Origin of the sequence: Kitasatospora sp. NPDC088346, assembly GCF_044740765.1 — a bacterium.
Classification (GTDB): domain Bacteria; phylum Actinomycetota; class Actinomycetes; order Streptomycetales; family Streptomycetaceae; genus Kitasatospora.
Genome location: NZ_JBIURH010000011.1, coordinates 62,328 through 78,737 on the forward strand (window position 1 = coordinate 62,328; position 16,410 = coordinate 78,737).

Sequence of the window (16,410 nt, forward strand, 5' to 3'; positions counted from 1 at the left end):
AGAGGTCGATTCGCGTACCGGGCGGTGCCAAGGTGTCGGCGTTCACCGAATCGGCCAGGCTGCCGACGAGCGCGGCCCGTACGGCTGCAGGGTCCTGCGAGACGGTGTCGGCGACGGCTTTGGCCGCCTCTGCGGGCGGTGCGTCCGAAGGCCCGGTCGGAGAGTCCGTGGGGCGTGGTGACGGGCTCCCGCCACGAGTCGCAGCCGAGCCGCCGGCCGTGGAGCCGCCGACCGAAGGTGAGACGGTTTGGTGGGATCCCGTGGAGCGTGTACCCGCCGCCGTACCGGGTTGCGCGGCCGTTCCCCCGGACAGCGGGGTGGGTGCGGTTGCCGTCGCGCTGCCCGAGGACAGCGACGAGGTGGGGGAGGAAGGGCGGTCTGACCGGGCCGACGCGCACGCGCCGCAGCCGATGACCACCGCCGTCGTGAGCGCCGCCACCGCTGCGGTGAGGCGTTTCATGCCGTCACCCGCCTCTCAGAGCCGGGGGTGAACCTGCTTCGGCGCCGAAAGAGAGGATGTGCCTGTCACATCCAGCATCCGTCCGGCTCTGCAGGCCTGCAACCGCTCATGTCTGACGACGGCTCAGCGGTGCAGATCTCAGTGCTCGTGCGGCCCGCTGCGGTGGACGGGGCCGTGGGCGTCCGCGCAGTGGTCCCAGGGTTCGGCGGCGTCGGGGCCGGTGATCTGGAGCAGTCCGTCGAACTCCTCCTCGCCGACGTGGTCGACCTGGAGGGTGCTGTGGCTGATCCGGTAGTCCTCGCGCAGCTGGCGCTGGAGCCGGCGGCGGACGGCGTGGCAGTCACCCCCGGGGGTGACGAGGATGTGGGCCGAAAGGGCGGGCTGGCCCGAGGTGATCTCCCAGATGTGCAGGTCGTGGATCTCTTCGACCTGCGGGTCGACCACCATCCGGTCGGCGACGGCGTCCGGGTCGATGCCGGCCGGGGCGGCCTCCAGGAAGATCCGTCCGGAGTCCCGGACCAGGCCGACGCCGGCCTTGAGCATCAGCACCACCACGATCAGCGAGGCGATCGCGTCCGCCTGCACGAACCCGGTGACGAGCATCACCGCACCGGCCACGGCGGTGGCGATGAAGGCGTAGAGGTCGGTGACCACGTGCTGGAAGGCGCCCTCGACGTTCAGTGAGCTGCGGTTGGCCCGGGACATGCACCAGGCGGCCGCGATGTTGACGACGATGCCGACCAGCGCGGTGATCAGCACCAGCGCGCCGGCCACCTCGGGCGGGTGGATCAGCCGCTGGACGGCCTCGTAGCCGAGCCAGGCGGACAGCACCAGCAGGGTGACGCCGTTGGCCTGCGCGGAGAGGATCTCCGCCCGCTTGAGCCCGTAGGTGTAGCCGCCGCGGGCCGGCCGGGCGGACAGCCGCATGGCGATCAGGGCCAGCACGATCGAGGCGGCGTCGGTGAGCATGTGCGCCGCGTCCGAGATCAGGGCCAGCGACTGGGCGGCGAAGCCGACCACCACCTCGCCGGCCATGAAGACGACGATCAGGGCCAGCGCGCTGAGCAGCCAGCGGCGGTCGGCGTCGGCGGCCACCGCGTGCGAGTGCCCGCTGTGCCCGCCGTGGCCGTCCTGGCCCTGGTGGTCGTGCTGGTGGTCGTGGCCGCCCATCGAGATCCTCTCCCGCACGCTTCGTCGCCGGGACGAACTGCCCGTCCACGAAGTGAACCCCAGATCGGACGAAGATCCAAAGGCTGCACTGGTGACCGTTGTCGTTCCCGTCGGACGGCCGTACGGGCGGTCGCACGGGTGTCAGTACGGCCTTGCGTACGGCCTTGCGTGCGGCCGCGTGCACCGCCGTGCGGACACCCGCTCGTACGGGAGTTCCGCGCCGAGGACGCCGAGCCGTGCGGCCGCCGGGTCAGCCGACCGGGACGGGCACGGCGGCCGGTGCCACGGCCGGCGCCGGCGCGGCGGGGCGCGCCGCCGCGGCCGCCCGGACCAGGGCCTGCATCACCCGCAGGTCCTCGCCCTGTTCGGGGTGCCACTGCACCCCCAGGACGAAGCAGCCGCCGGTGGTGTCCTCCACGGCCTCGACCGTGCCGTCCTCGGCCAGGGCGCCGACCGTCAGCCGTTCGCCGAGCCGGTCCACCGCCTGGTGGTGCGAGGTCGGCACCACGACGCTCTCCTCCGGCAGCAGGCCGCCCAGCAGCGTCCCGGCGACCGGCCGGACCGGGTGCCGGCCGTAGCTGCCCTCACCACCCGCATGGCCCTCGTGGTGCACCCGGTCGGGGAGGTGCTGGACCAGTGAGCCGCCGCGGACCACGTTGAGCAGCTGCATCCCCCGGCAGATGCCGAGCACCGGTACCCCGGCCGCCAGCCCGGCCCGCAGCAGGGCGGCCTCCCAGACGTCGCGCTCGGGGGCGACGGCCTCGGTGCGGGGGTGCGGCTGCTCGCCGTACAGGGCCGGATCGACGTCCTCGCCGCCCGCGATGACCAGGGCGTCCAGCCGGGCGACGGCGGTGGCCGCGTGCTCGGGTGCGTCCGGCGGGAGCAGGACGGCCAGGCCGCCGGCCGCCCGGACCAGGGCGGGGTAGCGCTCGGGCAGCATGACCGCGGGCCGGCGGTCGAAGCGGCCCCAGGCCGCCGTGGTGAGGTAGGTGCTGATGCCGATGACGGGCCGTTGGGTCATGCGGGAATTCTGCCGCCTCCCGGGGCGCGGCGCGGCTGCTGGGGCGATCCGGGTGAGGGGTGTGTCTTTCTCATCGGAATCTCATCGCGGAAAGACCGTTCTCAGGTCGAGCTGATTCCGTGTTTACCCGCGTGCGCCTAGATTCTCTGGCGTGAGCGAGCAGATTCCCGCCGGGTGGTACCCGGACCCGAAGGACACGACCACCGACCCGCGGCCGGAACGCTGGTGGGACGGCACCGGATGGACCACCACGACCCGGCCCGCGCAGGTCGAGGACGCCGCCGGCGGCCCCGAGGACCGGGTGCTGGAGGGACACGTCCTGGGCACCGAGCCGACCGTCCAGTACCCCGGGCTGCCGCTCGCCGCCGCCCAGGCGCCCGCGGCGAAGGTGCGGACCGGCCCGGGCCGGGCGGTGCTGCTGGCCGCGTCGGTGGCCGCGCTGATCGGCCTGGCGGTCGGTTCCGGCGTGACCTACCTGGTGATGGACGGACGCTCCGGTGACCACCGGGCGGTGGACCGTCCGGGCGGGCGTCCCGGCTCCCAGGACCTCCGAGGTCCGGGCGGCGGCCCCGGCGGCACGGACGGCGGCGGGGAGGGCGCCGGCCGGGGCGGGGGCAAGGGTGGCGGCCCCGGGAGCGGTCGCGGCGGCGGCCAGGGCGGCGGTCCCAACCAGGGCGGCCCGGGCGGTGGCGGCAAGGCCGGCGGGCCCGCCGTCGACTCGGTGAACCGGATCAGTCTGCCCGTCCCGGACGGCTGGAAGGGCGGCACCACCTCGGACGGCTTCGCGGCCCTCACCATCGGCGCGTACACCTGCTCCGACGGCACCGGCTCGTGCTCACTGGGCGGCGTGGTGACGGGGAAGCTGGCCGGCACCGACGCCAAGCAGGCGGCCCAGGCCGACATCGTGAACGCGGTGAAGGAGTCCTACGGGGACGTCAAGTCGCACGAGGAGCTGAAGTCGGAGCAGGTCACCGTGGCCGGCCACAGCGGGTACCTGGTCCGCTGGAAGGTCGACGCGGCGCAGGGCAACGACGGCTACGTCGAGACGGTGGTCTTCCCGACCGCCGACGGCAAGCAGCTGACCACCGTGCACCTGGGCTTCGACATCGACGGCAAGGCCCCGGACGTGAAGGTGATGGACACCATCGTCACCGGCATCGCCGCCTACGACGGCCCCGGCCCGGACGGCGGTTCGGGCGGCACCCGCACCTGACCGGCACCCGCCGCCGACACCGCGCGAACCGCACCCGCCGCACCCGCCGCACCCGCCGCACGTGCCGCGCGAACCGCACGGCCCCGGTCCCCGGCACTCCTGCCGGGGACCGGGGCCGTCGCACCGTCGGACGGCCTCACCGCCGGAACGTGTTCACTGCCCGGTGTGCAGGTTCTGGATGTTGCCGCTCTGGATCACGGTGCCGTGGTACCGGCCGTTCTCCACGGTGTTGTGGACGTTGGTGATGTGCACCGACGGGCCCGCCGCCGGGTCCTGCGCGGCCGGGCTGAGCTCGTCGAGCAGTGCCCGGAGCTTGGCCGCGGCCGCCGGGTCGGCCGCGAGCGCCCGCCGCAGCCGGTTGCTCCACTCGGCCTCCGTGCCGGCCGCCACGGCCGACGGGTCGTCGGAGGCCAGGAGTTCGGCCCGGGCCTCGTCGAGGTCCGCGCCGACGTCCTCGCTGCGACGGCCGAACAGCGACGCGAACCGGCCGCGCGCCTCCGACCAGAGCTCGGTCACCATCAGCGAGACCAGTGTGGTCGCTCCTGACGTGGCCAGTGCGACGATCTCTGCCTCCACAACCGCCCCTCCCGCTCGACTTCTGGACTGGCCGTCAGCCTAGGGCAGGCCACCGACGTCAGAGGAAGGTTTTCCCCTCACCGCGGTAGGTGGGCACGGTGTCGGTCACCCGGTCGCCCTCGATCAGGTGCAACTCGGCGAAGCGCTCGCACAGTTCGCCGGCCTTGGCGTGCCGGAACCAGACCCGGTCGCCGATCAGCAGGTCGTCGGCGGCGGAGCCGAGCAGCGGGGTCTGCACCTCGCCGGCCCCCTCCTGCGGGTCGTAGCGCAGCCCGGTGGGCAGGTACGGGACGGGGGAGCGGTCCGGCCCGGCCGCGCCCGAGGCGGGGTAGCCGCCGCCGAGCACCGTCACCACGCCGACGCCGGGCCGCCGGACCACCGGCTGGGCGAACAGCGCGGCCGGACGGCCCTGGAACGAGCGGTAGTTGTCGAACAGCCGCGGCACGTACAGTCCCGACCCGGCGGCCACCTCGGTGACCGCCCGCTCGGCCACCGTGCTCTCCACGCTCCCGGTGCCGCCGCCGTTGACGAACTCCAGCTCGGCGACCTGCCGCAGCCGCCGCACCACCGCGGCCCGCCGCTGGGCGAGCTCGGTCCTGGACCTGGCCTGCATCACCCGGATCGCCCGGGACCGCAGCGGCCGCCCGGGGATCCGGTCGCCCACCCCGGCGACGTGCCCCTCGTACGCCATCAGGCCGACCACCCTGAACCCGGGCCGGGTGTGCACCAGTTCGGCGAAGGCGCCGAGCTCCTCCGGCGTCCGCATCGGGGCGCGTCGCGCGCCGACGCGGACCCGGCCGCCCAGCAGGTGCAGGGAGGTGTCCAGCTCCAGGCAGACCCGGACCTCCTCGGTGCCCTCACGGGCGCGGTCGATCAGGTCCAGCTGGGACAGGTCGTCGACCAGGACGGTGACGGCGGCGGCCAGTTTGGGGTCGGAGGTGAGCTCGGCGTAGCCGGACCGGTCGGCGGACGGGTAGGCGAGCAGGACGTCCTCGAAGCCGGAACGGGCCAGCCAGAGGGATTCGGCCAGGGTGAAGCTCATGATCCCGGCGAAGCCGTCCATGCCCAGCACCCGTTCCAGCAGCGCCCGGCAGCGCACCGACTTGCTGGCCACCCGGATCGGCTTCCCGGCCGCCCGCCGGACCAGGTCGGCGGCGTTGGCGTCGAAGGCCGCGAGGTCGACGATGGCCAGCGGTGCGTCGAGGTGGGCGGTGGCCCGGTCGTAGCGGGCACGGTCCGAGGCGGGGCCCGGGGCGGGCGGCAGGTTGGCCATGGGCGCAGACTGCCACACGGGACTACTGCTGGGTAGGCCCCGAGCCGGAGATCTCGGCGGCCGGCCCGGCGGGCACCTCAGCGGTCACCTCGGCGGTCGACTCGGCGGTCAACTCCGCCGTCAGGAAGCCCGTGGCGGCGACGGCCAGCGACTCGACCACGGCGATGCCCCGGCTCAGGTCGGGCGAACCGTCGGAGAGCACGGCGACCAGCAGCCGGCGCTGCCCCACCGTCACCCGGCCGATGCTGTTGACCACCCAGAGCCCGGTGTCGTCGCGCGGCAGCCAGCCGTTCTTGAGCAGCGCCGGCCCGGCCGCCGAGACGCCCCAGCCCTGGCCGCCGCTGATCCGGCCCATCAGCCCCTGGAGGTACGCCTGCGCGTCGGCGTCCAGCGGCGAATCGGGGCCGAAGACGACCTGGAGCAGGCGCAGCTGGTCGGCCGCGGTGGTGCTGGTCAGCCCCCAGTAGCCGTCCGCGCCGGCCGAGGTCCCGGTGAGCCCGAACACCGCGTTGGCCTCGTCCAGTCCGGCCGCGCCGCCGATCTGCCGGTACAGCTCGCTCGCGGAGTCGTTGTCGCTCCGCTCGATCATCAGCTCGGCGGCCGTCCGCTGCGCCGCGGTGAGCCCGGTCTGCGGGGCGCGCAGCAGCAGGGCGGCCAGGATGTCCGCCTTGACGATGCTGGCGGTGACGAAGGCGTCCTCGCCGTGACTCGCGCCGGTGCCGGTGGCGAGGTCCAGCACGGCGACCGCGGCGTGCCCATCGGCGGCGCCCCGGAGGGCCTCGGCCGGCACGTCGGCCAGGTCCGGCGGGGCCGGTGCGGCAGCGACCGGTGCCGCGACCGGCGCGACCCGGCCGGGAACCAGGTGCGTGCCGTACGGGGCGCCGCCCGTCAGGCCGAGTACCACGGCCACCACCGTCCGTCCGATCTATCGCCGCCGTCTGCGCGCGGCCCGCCGCCCACCTGGCACGGCCCGGTGCGCGGCCGCGCGCCCTGCCGGGTGCCGAGCCCCGGGTGAGGGTGGGCCGAGAAGGCCGTTCCGTAAGGTGGCATACCCTCACGGGGTGGAGCGCAAGAACATCCCGAACCCCGGATTCTCGGACGACGACGGCACCGCCGACCTCCGCCTGGCCGCGGCCCTCGCGGCCTGGGCCGAGGACCGCGCGGCGGAGGGCGAGCTGCTGGACGCCCTGACGGCGAGCCGGCTGATGGTGCCGATCGTCGCCCTGCTCGGCGAGGTGGAGACCGGCCCCGACGGGCTCCGGCGCGAGAAGACCAGCGACATGGCCGTCCCGGTGGTCGAGGCGCCGGACGGGCGTCGCGCGCTGCCGGCGTTCACCTCGCTGGAGAGCATGGCCCGGTGGCGCGCCGACGCCCGGCCAGCCCCGGTGGCGGCCCCGCAGGCCGCCATGGTGGCGTACTCCGAGCGGGCCGACACGCTGCTGCTCGACCCGGCCGGTCCGGTGTCCTTCCAGCTGACCGGCGCCCGGCTGCGCGCGGTGGCGGAGTGCCGCCGCTACCTGCCGCCGGTCGCCGACCCGGAGGTGCGCGAGGCGGTGCGCGGGCTGCTGGCGGCCGAGCCCTCCGTGCTGGCCGGCCACCTGGTGCCCGGCCAGGGGGTGGACGGCACGCTGGCGGTGACCCTGGAGGAGGGGACGGCCGACGAGGTGGTCCGGGAGACGGTCGAGCGGCTGGCCGGGGGGCTGACCGGCGATCCGGTGCTCCGGGTCAGGCTGGACCGCGGCCTCCAGCTGGCGCTGGTGCCGGCCACCACCGCGCTGCCCGCCGACGCCCTCTACCGCCGCTGACCCGGACCCGGAACCGGAACCGGACCGGCCCCGGCACGCCGGCCGACCCGACACCGCCGCTGACCCGGAACCGGAACCGGACCGGCCCCGGCCCCGACCCGGACCGGCCGGAGCCGGACACGGCGATGCCCCCGGCACGGGTCCGGGGGCATCGGCGGTCGCGGGCCGCGGCAGGCGCCGGCCGCGTCGGGCTGGGGCCTCAGCGGGCGGGCGAGGGGCTCAGGAGTAGACCGGCCCGGTGAACTTCTCGCCGGGGCCGGAGCCCGGGGCGTCGGGCACCAGCGAGGCCTCGCGGAAGGCCAGCTGGAGCGAGCGCAGCCCGTCCCGCAGCGGGGCCGCGTGGAAGTTGCTGATCTCCGGGGCACCGGCGGTGACCAGGCCGGCCAGGGCGGTGATCAGCTTGCGGGCCTCGTCCAGGTCCTTGTCCTTCTCGCCGCCCTCGGCGAGCCCGCACTTGACGGCGGCGGCGCTCATCAGGTGGACCGCCACGGTGGTGATCACCTCGACGGCCGGCACCTCCGCGATGTCGCGGGTCAGGTCGTCGAAGCCGATGGCCCCGTCGCCGGGGTGCTCTTCGTGGTGCTCGGGCTGGCTGGTCAAGATGGCTCACTCCGTCGTGCCGGGTTGGGTACACAGCGAGCGTACCCAGGGGGTGGTCGGCCGGTGCGCCGCAGGTCGGCGGGCCCGGCCCGGAGGGGGCGGAATACCGGCGCGGGGGGAAAGGCTGTATGCTTCGAGACTGACCGGCCAGGTTCCCGCATGGGTTCGTGGCCAGCAAGTGGAGGCTCCACCCAGGAGGCCCGTCAGGGCCGCCGCGACAGTCTCCCACCCGCTTCGTCCTCGCGGTCGACGGGTACGGTCCGCGTCGGGCGCCCCCAGGGTCGCCGGTCGCCAGTGGCGCCCTCGCCGGGCGCCCGGGATTGTGTGGAGCCCCGCCTGTCACCGTGCGGGGCTTTTTTCGTGCTTGCGGTGCTGTTCGCAGCGCAGCATGAATGAAGCCCCGCCCAGTGGTCGATACCACTACGTGCGACCGCCGTCCGACGGCCGCATCGAAGAAGGTGCAACCGAGGAGGCCCCATCAGCACCGAGCCCCGCATCAACGACCGGATCCGCGTCCCCGAGGTGCGACTCGTCGGTCCCAGCGGCGAGCAGGTCGGCATCGTGCCGCTCGCCAAGGCGCTGGAGCTTGCCCAGGAGTACGACCTGGACCTGGTCGAGGTAGCCGCCACCGCGCGGCCGCCGGTCTGCAAGCTCATGGACTACGGCAAGTTCAAGTACGAGTCGGCCATGAAGGCCCGTGAGGCGCGCAAGAACCAGGCGCACACGGTCATCAAGGAGATGAAGCTCCGGCCGAAGATCGACCCGCACGACTACGACACCAAGAAGGGTCACGTCGTCCGGTTCCTCAAGCAGGGCGACAAGGTCAAGATCACGATCATGTTCCGCGGTCGTGAGCAGTCCCGCCCCGAGCTGGGCTTCCGACTGCTGCAGCGGCTCGCGGACGACGTCCAGGAGCTGGGCTTCGTGGAGTCCTCGGCCAAGCAGGACGGCCGAAACATGATCATGGTTCTCGGCCCGCACAAGAAGAAGACCGAGGCCATGGCCGAGGCCCGTGCCATTGCGGACGCCCGCAAGGCCGAGCGCCAGGGCCGGACCCCCGGTTCGGTCGCCGACGACACCGAGGACGACATCGAGGCCGACGAGGCCCTCGACCGGACCGAGGTCGTCGAGGGTGACGAGACCGCGGACGTCGAGGCCGTCGAGGCCCCGGCCGCCGAGGTCGAGCAGCCGGCCGAGACCGCCCAGGACGCCTGAGCCCCTGCGGGCTCACGGAACGTCCGAGCGACCGGCCACCAGGTACCGGGGCAGCCGCCCCGGTCACCGAGAACCGCCCTCCTGACCCGACACCGGGTGGGGAGGGGCCTGTGCCCCGGGACCCGCGCAGCAATGTGCGGGGCCGAGGGGCGGACGATGAGGAGAGACGGCGACATGCCGAAGCAAAAGACGCACAGCGGCGCCAGCAAGCGCTTCAAGATCACCGGCTCCGGGAAGGTGCTGCGCGAGCGTGCGGGCCGTCGCCACCTGCTGGAGCACAAGCCCTCGACGCTGACCCGCAAGCTGGCCGGCACCGTCGTGATGGCCCCGGCCGACGCCAAGAAGATCAAGAAGCTTCTGGGCAAGTGATCGCCCGCCCACGGTTCCGCCGTGGGACCGGCTGATCCTTCCCGACCCAATCGAATGACGGACCGCGTGAAGCAGTCCGCGGTCCAACCCAAGGAGTAATCAAGTGGCACGCGTCAAGCGGGCAGTGAACGCCCACAAGAAGCGCCGGGTCATCCTCGAGCGGGCCAGCGGTTACCGCGGCCAGCGGTCGCGCCTGTACCGCAAGGCCAAGGAGCAGGTCACCCACTCGCTCGTCTACAACTTCAACGACCGCAAGAAGCGCAAGGGCGACTTCCGCCAGCTCTGGATCCAGCGCATCAACGCTGCGGCCCGTGCCAACGGCATCACCTACAACCGCTTCGTGCAGGGCCTGAAGGCCGCCGGCGTCGAGATCGACCGCAAGATGCTGGCCGAGCTGGCCGTGCACGACGCGGGTGCGTTCGCCGTCCTCGTCGAGGTCGCCCAGAAGGCGCTGCCGGCCGACGTGAACGCGCCGAAGGTCGCCGCTGCCTGATCCCGCGCGGATCACAGCCGAGCTGTCCGGACCCGCAGGCCACACGGCCTGCGGGTCCGATTCGTCGGGGCACCCCCGGCGGCGCACCCCGCGGCCCTACCCAGAGAACGAGAGCATGCAGAGCACCGACACCCCCCTGCTCACCTCCCTGCGCTCCCCGCGGGTGATCGCCGCCCGCCGGCTCGCCAAGCGGAACCAGCGCGGCAAGGAGCGCCGCTTCCTCGCCGAGGGGCCGCAGGCCGTCCGGGAGGCCGTGGCGTACGGGCAGCTGCCGGGCTCGGCCGAGCACGCCGTGGTGGAGATCTACCTGACCTTCGAGGCGGCCGAGCGGCACGCCGAGATCGTCGAGGCGGCGCTGGCCGCCGGGCTGCCGGTGCTCACCGCCACCGACGAGGTGATCGCGGAGATCTGCGACACCGTCACCCCGCAGGGCATCGTCGCGCTCTGCCGCTTCATCGACACCCCCTTCGACCAGGTGCTGGCCGCCCGCCCGCAGCTGGTCGCCGTGCTCGCGCACGTCCGTGACCCCGGGAACGCCGGCACCGTGCTGCGGACCGCCGACGCGGCCGGCGCGGACGCCGTCGTCCTCACCGACGCCTCGGTCGACCTCTACAACCCGAAGGCCGTCCGGGCCTCCGTCGGCAGCCTCTTCCACCTGCCGTTCGCCACCGGCGTGCCGATCGAGGAGGCCGTCGCCCGGCTGCGCGCGGCCGGCGTGCGGGTGCTCGCCGCCGACGGCGCGGGGGAGCGCGACCTGGACCAGGAGCTGGACGAGGGCACCCTCGGCGCACCCGGGGCCTGGGTCTTCGGCAACGAGGCCTGGGGCCTGCCGGAGGAGACCCGGGCCCTGGCGGACGAGGTGGTGCGGGTGCCCATCCACGGGCACGCCGAGAGCCTCAACCTCGCCACGGCCGCCGCCGTGTGCCTGTACGCCTCCGCCCGCGCACAGCGCTCGCCCGGAGGCTGTCGCGCACGGGGGTAGGGGCGCTAGGGTCACCTCGGGGCGGCAACACGCTGGGTAAGCGGGAGGAACACCCATGGTGGGCAGTGCGGCACAGCTCGACCCGGACGAACTGCCGGACGGGCTCGTGGTCGCCGACGCCCGGGGCCTGGTGACCGTCTTCAACAGCGCCGCCGCCCGGATCACCGGCATCGCCCCGGCCGCCGCGCTCGGCGCCCCGCTGGAGCAGGCCCTGCCGCTGGAGGACCTCGACGGCCGGCGCTGGTGGCAGCTGACCGACCCGTACGGCGGCCTCGCCGTCCGCACCGGCCAGCCCGAGCGCAACCTGCTGCTGCCAGGAGGCCGCGAGCTACTGGCCTCCGCCCGGTACGTGCGCGGGCACCCGCGCGGCCGGGTCGAGCGGGTGGTGGTGTCGTTGCGCGGCACCGAGGCCCGCCGGCGCACCGAGCGCAGCCACGCCGAACTGATCGCGACCGTGGCGCACGAGCTGCGCTCCCCGCTGACCAGTGTGAAGGGCTTCACCGCGACCCTGCTGGCCAAGTGGGAGCGGTTCAACGACGGGCAGAAGCGGGTGATGCTGGAGACCGTCGACGCGGACGCCGACCGGGTCACCCGGCTGATCGCCGAACTGCTCGACATCTCCCGGATCGACGCCGGCCGGCTGGAGGTCCGCAAGCAGGTGGTCGACCTGCCGGCGGCGGTCCGCCGGCACGTCGAGGGCAAGGTCGCGGCCGGCATCCCGGCGGACCGTTTCCTCATCCGGATCGGCGAGCTCTCCGGCCCGCTGTGGGCCGACCCGGACAAGGTCGACCAGGTGCTGGCCAACCTGCTGGAAAATGCCGTGCGGCACGGCGAGGGGACTGTCACCATCGAGGTGGCGTCCGCCAAGGAAGTGGTGGAAGCGGCCGGTTGGGAGCCCCCGGGCACCCCGCCCCGGGTCCTGGAAGGAACAGCGGTCACCGTGAGCGACGAAGGCAGCGGCATCCCCGAGGAGTCGATGCCGCGCGTCTTCACCCGCTTCTGGCGCGGCTCCAAGCGCGGCGGCACGGGCCTGGGCCTCTACATCGTCAAGGGCATCGTCGAGGCCCACGGCGGCACCATCAGGATCAGCCGGGCGCCCGGTGGCGGCGCCCAGTTCCGATTTATCCTGCCCGCCGGAGTGCCGGACTTCATGCTCTGAGAGCGACTGGAGCGGCCGGCCCGGCGGGCTTCGCCGCGCGGGGGCCCTCCCGGCCCGAGACGGGCCCTGCGCGCGCTACGACTACACTCGACCTTTGGCGTTGTGGTACGCCCTGCGCGGCCGAGCCGCGGACACCCCTCCCCCGGTTCACCGGGATCGGCTGCCCGCGACCAGGCCACACCGGGCGTGACGCAGGGGCGAGCTGTTCGATCAGGACCCTTCACCAGCAGGAGCACGGGAAAGATAGAGATGTCGGCACCCAATAAGTCGTACGACCCGGTAGAGGTCGAGGCACTCAAGCCCGAGGTGGTGGAGCAGGCCAGGGACGAGGCGGTTGCCGCCTTCGCCGCGGCCGGCAGCCTCGACGAGCTCAAGGCCGCCAAGGTCGCCCACACCGGCGACCGCTCCCCGCTGTCGCTGGCCAACCGCGAGATCGGCGCGCTGCCGCCGCACGCCAAGGCGGCGGCCGGCAAGCTGATCGGCCAGGCCCGCGGCGCCGTCAACCAGGCGCTGGCCCGCCGCCAGGTCGAGCTGGAGGCGGAGCGGGACGCCCGGGTCCTGGTCGAGGAGGCGGTGGACGTCACGCTGCCGTACGACCGCGCCCCGCGCGGCGCCCGGCACCCGCTGACCACGCTGGCCGAGCGGATCGAGGACACCTTCGTGGCCATGGGCTACGAGGTCGCCGAGGGCCCCGAGGTGGAGGCCGAGTGGCTCAACTTCGACGCCCTCAACCTGCACCAGGACCACCCGGCCCGCTCGATGCAGGACACCTTCTTCGTCCAGGCCCCGGACGGCACGCCGGACTCCGGCGTGGTGCTGCGCACCCAGACCTCCCCGGTCCAGGCCCGCACCATGCTCGACCGCGAGCCCCCCGTCTACGTGGTCTGCCCCGGCCGGGTCTACCGGACCGACGAGCTGGACGCCACCCACACCCCGGTCTTCCGGCAGGTCGAGGGCCTGGCGGTGGACGAGGGGATCACCTTCGCCGACCTCAAGGGCACCATCGAGCAGCTGGTGTCCAAGCTGATCGGCGACGGCCTGGAGCTGCGCTGGCGGCCCTCGTACTTCCCGTTCACCGAGCCGAGCGCCGAGATCGACCTGCAGTGCTTCGTGTGCCGCGGCGAGAGCGTCGGCAACCCCGACCGCCCGTGCCGGACCTGCTCCTCCGAGGGCTGGATCGAGCTCGGCGGCTGCGGCGTGGTGAACCCGCGGGTGCTGGTCGCCTGCGGCGTCGACCCGAGCCGCTACAGCGGGTTCGCCTTCGGCCTGGGCCTGGAGCGAATCCTGATGAACCGCCACAACGTCGCCGACATGCGCGACATGGTCGAGGGTGACGTCCGCTTCACCCTCCCGTTCGGGATGGAGATCTGATGCGCGTCCCGCTCTCCTGGCTGCGCGAGTACGTCGACCTTCCGGCGGGTGAGACCGGCCGCGACGTGGCGGCCCGTCTGGTCCGGGCCGGGCTGGAGGTCGAGACCGTCGAGCAGCTCGGCGCCGACCTCAAGGGCCCGCTGGTGGTCGGCCAGGTCCTCTCCATCGAGACGCTGACCGGTTTCAAGAAGCCGATCCGGCACTGCTTCGTCAACGTCGGCGACGCCAACGGCACCGGCGAGCCGCAGGAGATCGTCTGCGGCGCGACCAACTTCGCCGTCGGCGACAAGGTCGTCGTGGTCCTGCCGGGCGCCGTGCTGCCCGGCCCGTTCCCGATCTCCGCGCGGCAGACCTACGGCCACACCTCGGCCGGCATGATCTGCTCCGCCCGCGAGCTGGGCATGGGCGACGACCACGACGGCATCATCGTGCTGCCGCCGGAGTACGAGCCCGGCACCGACGCGATCGAGCTGCTCCAGTTGGTCGACGAGGTGCTGGACATCGCGGTCACCCCCGACCGCGGCTACTGCCTGTCCCTGCGTGGCGTGGCCCGCGAGGCCGCCGCCGCGTACGGGCTGCCGCTGGCCGACCCGGCGCTGCTGGACGTCCCGCCGGCGAACTCCTACGGCCACCCGGTCAAGGTCGCCGACCCGGCCGGCTGCGACCGCTTCGTGGCCCGCACCGTCACCGGCGTGGACCCGGCCGCGAAGTCCCCGATCTGGCTCCAGCGCCGGCTGCAGAAGTCGGGCATCCGTCCGATCTCGCTGACCGTCGACATCACCAACTACGTGATGCTGGAGGTCGGCCAGCCGCTGCACGCCTACGACCGCGACCGGGTCGACGGCCCGATCCAGGTCCGCCGCGCGGCCCAGGGCGAGACCCTCACCACGCTGGACGGGGTCACCCGCAAGCTGTCCACCGAGGACCTGCTGATCTGCGACAACAGCGGTCCGATCGGCCTGGCCGGCGTCATGGGCGGCGCCACCACCGAGATCCTCGACCCGGTCGTGGACCCGGAGACCGGCCTGGTCGGCGGCTCCACCGAGGTGATCATCGAGGCCGCGCACTTCGAGCCGGTCAGCATCGCCCGCGCCGCCAAGCGGCACAAGCTGCCCTCCGAGGCGTCCAAGCGCTTCGAGCGCGGGGTCGACCCGGAGGCCGCCCGCGCCGCCGCCCAGCGCGCCGTCGACCTGCTGGTCCTGATCGCCGGCGGCACCGCCGAGGCCGGGGTCACCGACATCGCGGCCCCGCACCCGCTGCGTACGATCGCCATCGACGCGGACCTCCCGGACCGGGTGGCCGGCACCGGCTACGGCCGCGAGACCGTGACCCGGCGGCTGCAGGAGATCGGCTGCTCCGTGGTGGGCGCCGACATCCTGGAGGTCACCCCGCCGACCTGGCGGCCCGACCTCACCGACCCGTACGACCTCGCGGAGGAGGTCATCCGGCTGGAGGGCTACGACAACGTCCCCGCCCGGATGCCGACCGTCCCGCCGGGCCGCGGTCTGACCGAGGCCCAGCGCTTCCACCGCCGGGCCGGCGTGGCGCTGGCAGGGGCCGGCTACGTCGAGGTGAACAACTACCCGTTCATCGGCGAGGCCGTGCTGGACGCCCTGGGCTTCGAGCAGGACGACGAGCGCCGCCGTACGGTGACGCTGGTCAACCCGCTCAACGACGAGGAGCCGGGCCTGCGCACCACGCTGCTGCCCGGGCTGCTCGGTGCCCTGCGCCGCAACATCGGCCGCGGCAACACCGACCTGGCGGTCTTCGAGACCGGCACGGTGTTCCTGCCGAAGGCGGAGCTGCGGGTCGCCCCGCGGCTCCCGGTGGACCGCCGCCCGAGCGAGGCCGAGCTGGCCGAGCTGGACGCCGCGCTGCCGCACCAGCCGCGCCGGATCGCCGTCGCCCTCGCGGGCGAGCGGCTGCCGTCCGGCTGGTGGGGCAAGGGCGCGGGCGCGAGCTGGGCGGACGCCGTGGAGGCGGCCCGTACGGTGGCCCGCGCGGCCAACGTCGAACTGACCGTCCGGCAGGCCCAGCGGGCCCCGTGGCACCCCGGCCGGTGCGCCGAGCTGCTGGTCGGCGAGCGCGTGGTCGGCCACGCCGGTGAGCTGCACCCGCGGGTGATCAAGGCGCTGCACCTGCCCGAGCGCACCGCGGCGATGGAGATCGACGTGGACCTGCTCTTCGCCGACGGCGGGCAGCGGGTCGGTGGCCCGGCGGTGTCCTCCTACCCGGTGGCCACCCAGGACGTCGCGCTGATCGTCGACTCCGCCGTCCCGGCCGCCGAGGTCGAGTCGGCGCTGCGCGACGGTGCGGGCGAACTCCTTGAGGCCATCCGGCTGTTCGACGTCTTCACCGGCGAGCAGGCGGGCGAGGGCAAGAAGTCGCTGGCGTACTCGCTGCGCTTCCGCGCCGCCGACCGCACGCTGACCGCGGACGAGGCCTCGGCCGCCCGCGCGAACGCGGTCGCGGCGGCGGGCGAGCGCACCGGCGCGGTGCTGCGCGGCGCCTGACCGCATCCGACGGCCTGACAGGGCCCCGCCCCCGGAATCGTTCCGGGGGCGGGGCCCTTCGGCGTTCGGGCGAGCGGCGGCGTGACCCCGGAGGTGCCGGAGCCGCCATCGGTGCAGGTGACCGGCGGTGCGGGGGCCGGTGGCGGCCCGGTGGCGGTGCGCGGGCCGGACGTTCCGTCAACTCCTTTCC

At 74.0% G+C, this 16,410-nt stretch carries 15 protein-coding genes; 9 read left to right on the top strand and 6 right to left on the bottom strand.

Translation table 11 applies throughout. From position 1 onward, the window contains the following. Positions 1-598: 598 nt before the first annotated feature. Together ACIOFR_RS17040 and ACIOFR_RS17045 are read right to left on the bottom strand one after the other, a co-directional pair. Positions 599-1,630 (bottom strand): cation diffusion facilitator family transporter, encoded by a 1,032-nt coding sequence (locus tag ACIOFR_RS17040; protein ID WP_400997569.1) that lies wholly within the window; start codon positions 1,628-1,630, stop codon positions 599-601. Between the two features lie 250 nt (positions 1,631-1,880). After that, positions 1,881-2,651 (bottom strand): gamma-glutamyl-gamma-aminobutyrate hydrolase family protein, encoded by a 771-nt coding sequence (locus tag ACIOFR_RS17045; protein ID WP_400997572.1) that lies wholly within the window; start codon positions 2,649-2,651, stop codon positions 1,881-1,883. Positions 2,652-2,802: 151 nt separating this feature from the next. Between ACIOFR_RS17045 and ACIOFR_RS17050 the strand changes: the two genes are divergently transcribed. Next, positions 2,803-3,864 carry a DUF2510 domain-containing protein gene (locus ACIOFR_RS17050; protein WP_400997575.1) on the top strand — a complete coding sequence of 354 codons (1,062 nt, stop codon included), beginning with the start codon at positions 2,803-2,805 and terminating at the stop codon, positions 3,862-3,864. Positions 3,865-4,017: 153 nt separating this feature from the next. On the opposite strand, the gene ACIOFR_RS17055 is transcribed toward ACIOFR_RS17050, so the two are convergent. The 3 genes from ACIOFR_RS17055 to ACIOFR_RS17065 are packed head-to-tail and all read right to left on the bottom strand — an operon-like array spanning position 4,018 to position 6,617. Further along, positions 4,018-4,440 (bottom strand): hypothetical protein, encoded by a 423-nt coding sequence (locus ACIOFR_RS17055; protein WP_400997578.1) that lies wholly within the window; start codon positions 4,438-4,440, stop codon positions 4,018-4,020. A gap of 58 nt (positions 4,441-4,498) precedes the next feature. Beyond that, the gene (locus tag ACIOFR_RS17060; RefSeq protein ID WP_400997581.1) at positions 4,499-5,713 is read right to left on the bottom strand and encodes an amino acid deaminase/aldolase; all 1,215 of its coding nucleotides are present in this window, start codon (positions 5,711-5,713) and stop codon (positions 4,499-4,501) included. Between the two features lie 22 nt (positions 5,714-5,735). Next, positions 5,736-6,617 carry a hypothetical protein gene (locus tag ACIOFR_RS17065; RefSeq protein ID WP_400997584.1) on the bottom strand — a complete coding sequence of 294 codons (882 nt, stop codon included), beginning with the start codon at positions 6,615-6,617 and terminating at the stop codon, positions 5,736-5,738. A 157-nt stretch (positions 6,618-6,774) separates the two neighbouring features. Between ACIOFR_RS17065 and ACIOFR_RS17070 the strand changes: the two genes are divergently transcribed. After that, on the top strand, positions 6,775-7,518 hold the full coding sequence (locus tag ACIOFR_RS17070; RefSeq protein WP_400997586.1) for an SseB family protein: 744 nt from the start codon (positions 6,775-6,777) through the stop codon (positions 7,516-7,518). A gap of 219 nt (positions 7,519-7,737) precedes the next feature. Here the strand turns inward: ACIOFR_RS17070 and ACIOFR_RS17075 are convergent, their stop codons facing one another. Then, a complete protein-coding gene (locus ACIOFR_RS17075) occupies positions 7,738-8,118 on the bottom strand; it encodes a DUF1844 domain-containing protein (protein ID WP_400997589.1) in 381 nt (126 codons plus the stop codon). A gap of 414 nt (positions 8,119-8,532) precedes the next feature. On the opposite strand from ACIOFR_RS17075, the gene infC reads away from it, so the two are divergent. The 7 genes from infC to pheT all read left to right on the top strand — a co-directional run bounded on the left by infC (position 8,533) and on the right by pheT (position 16,220). Further along, the gene (infC, locus tag ACIOFR_RS17080; RefSeq protein WP_400997981.1) at positions 8,533-9,333 is read left to right on the top strand and encodes a translation initiation factor IF-3; all 801 of its coding nucleotides are present in this window, start codon (positions 8,533-8,535) and stop codon (positions 9,331-9,333) included. Positions 9,334-9,507: 174 nt separating this feature from the next. Continuing rightward, the gene (gene rpmI / locus ACIOFR_RS17085; RefSeq protein ID WP_400997592.1) at positions 9,508-9,702 is read left to right on the top strand and encodes a 50S ribosomal protein L35; all 195 of its coding nucleotides are present in this window, start codon (positions 9,508-9,510) and stop codon (positions 9,700-9,702) included. Positions 9,703-9,805: 103 nt separating this feature from the next. Next, the gene (rplT, locus tag ACIOFR_RS17090) at positions 9,806-10,195 is read left to right on the top strand and encodes a 50S ribosomal protein L20 (RefSeq protein WP_033825492.1); all 390 of its coding nucleotides are present in this window, start codon (positions 9,806-9,808) and stop codon (positions 10,193-10,195) included. 115 nt (positions 10,196-10,310) lie between these two features. Continuing rightward, complete coding sequence (locus ACIOFR_RS17095; RefSeq protein ID WP_400997595.1) at positions 10,311-11,177, top strand: TrmH family RNA methyltransferase; 867 nt, start codon at positions 10,311-10,313, stop codon at positions 11,175-11,177. Positions 11,178-11,232: 55 nt separating this feature from the next. Next, positions 11,233-12,336, top strand: a complete 1,104-nt coding sequence (locus tag ACIOFR_RS17100; RefSeq protein WP_400997598.1) for an ATP-binding protein — start codon at positions 11,233-11,235, stop codon at positions 12,334-12,336. Positions 12,337-12,585: 249 nt separating this feature from the next. After that, positions 12,586-13,707, top strand: coding sequence for a phenylalanine--tRNA ligase subunit alpha (pheS, locus tag ACIOFR_RS17105; RefSeq protein WP_400997601.1), 1,122 nt, complete (start codon positions 12,586-12,588; stop codon positions 13,705-13,707). Further along, positions 13,707-16,220 (top strand): phenylalanine--tRNA ligase subunit beta, encoded by a 2,514-nt coding sequence (gene pheT, locus ACIOFR_RS17110; protein WP_400997604.1) that lies wholly within the window; start codon positions 13,707-13,709, stop codon positions 16,218-16,220. Before pheS ends, pheT begins: the two co-directional genes overlap by 1 nt. Positions 16,221-16,410: the final 190 nt, after the last annotated feature.

Bases quoted from the DNA above. Each gene is read 5' to 3' on its own strand.
- rpmI (WP_400997592.1), top strand. From the start codon at position 9,508: ATGCCGAAGCAAAAGACGCACAGCGGCGCCAGCAAGCGCTTCAAGATC.
- ACIOFR_RS17060 (WP_400997581.1), bottom strand. From the start codon at position 5,713: ATGGCCAACCTGCCGCCCGCCCCGGGCCCCGCCTCGGACCGTGCCCGC.
- ACIOFR_RS17100 (WP_400997598.1), top strand. From the start codon at position 11,233: ATGGTGGGCAGTGCGGCACAGCTCGACCCGGACGAACTGCCGGACGGG.
- pheT (WP_400997604.1), top strand. From the start codon at position 13,707: ATGCGCGTCCCGCTCTCCTGGCTGCGCGAGTACGTCGACCTTCCGGCG.
- ACIOFR_RS17095 (WP_400997595.1), top strand. From the start codon at position 10,311: ATGCAGAGCACCGACACCCCCCTGCTCACCTCCCTGCGCTCCCCGCGG.
- pheS (WP_400997601.1), top strand. From the start codon at position 12,586: ATGTCGGCACCCAATAAGTCGTACGACCCGGTAGAGGTCGAGGCACTC.
- ACIOFR_RS17045 (WP_400997572.1), bottom strand. From the start codon at position 2,651: ATGACCCAACGGCCCGTCATCGGCATCAGCACCTACCTCACCACGGCG.
- ACIOFR_RS17040 (WP_400997569.1), bottom strand. From the start codon at position 1,630: ATGGGCGGCCACGACCACCAGCACGACCACCAGGGCCAGGACGGCCAC.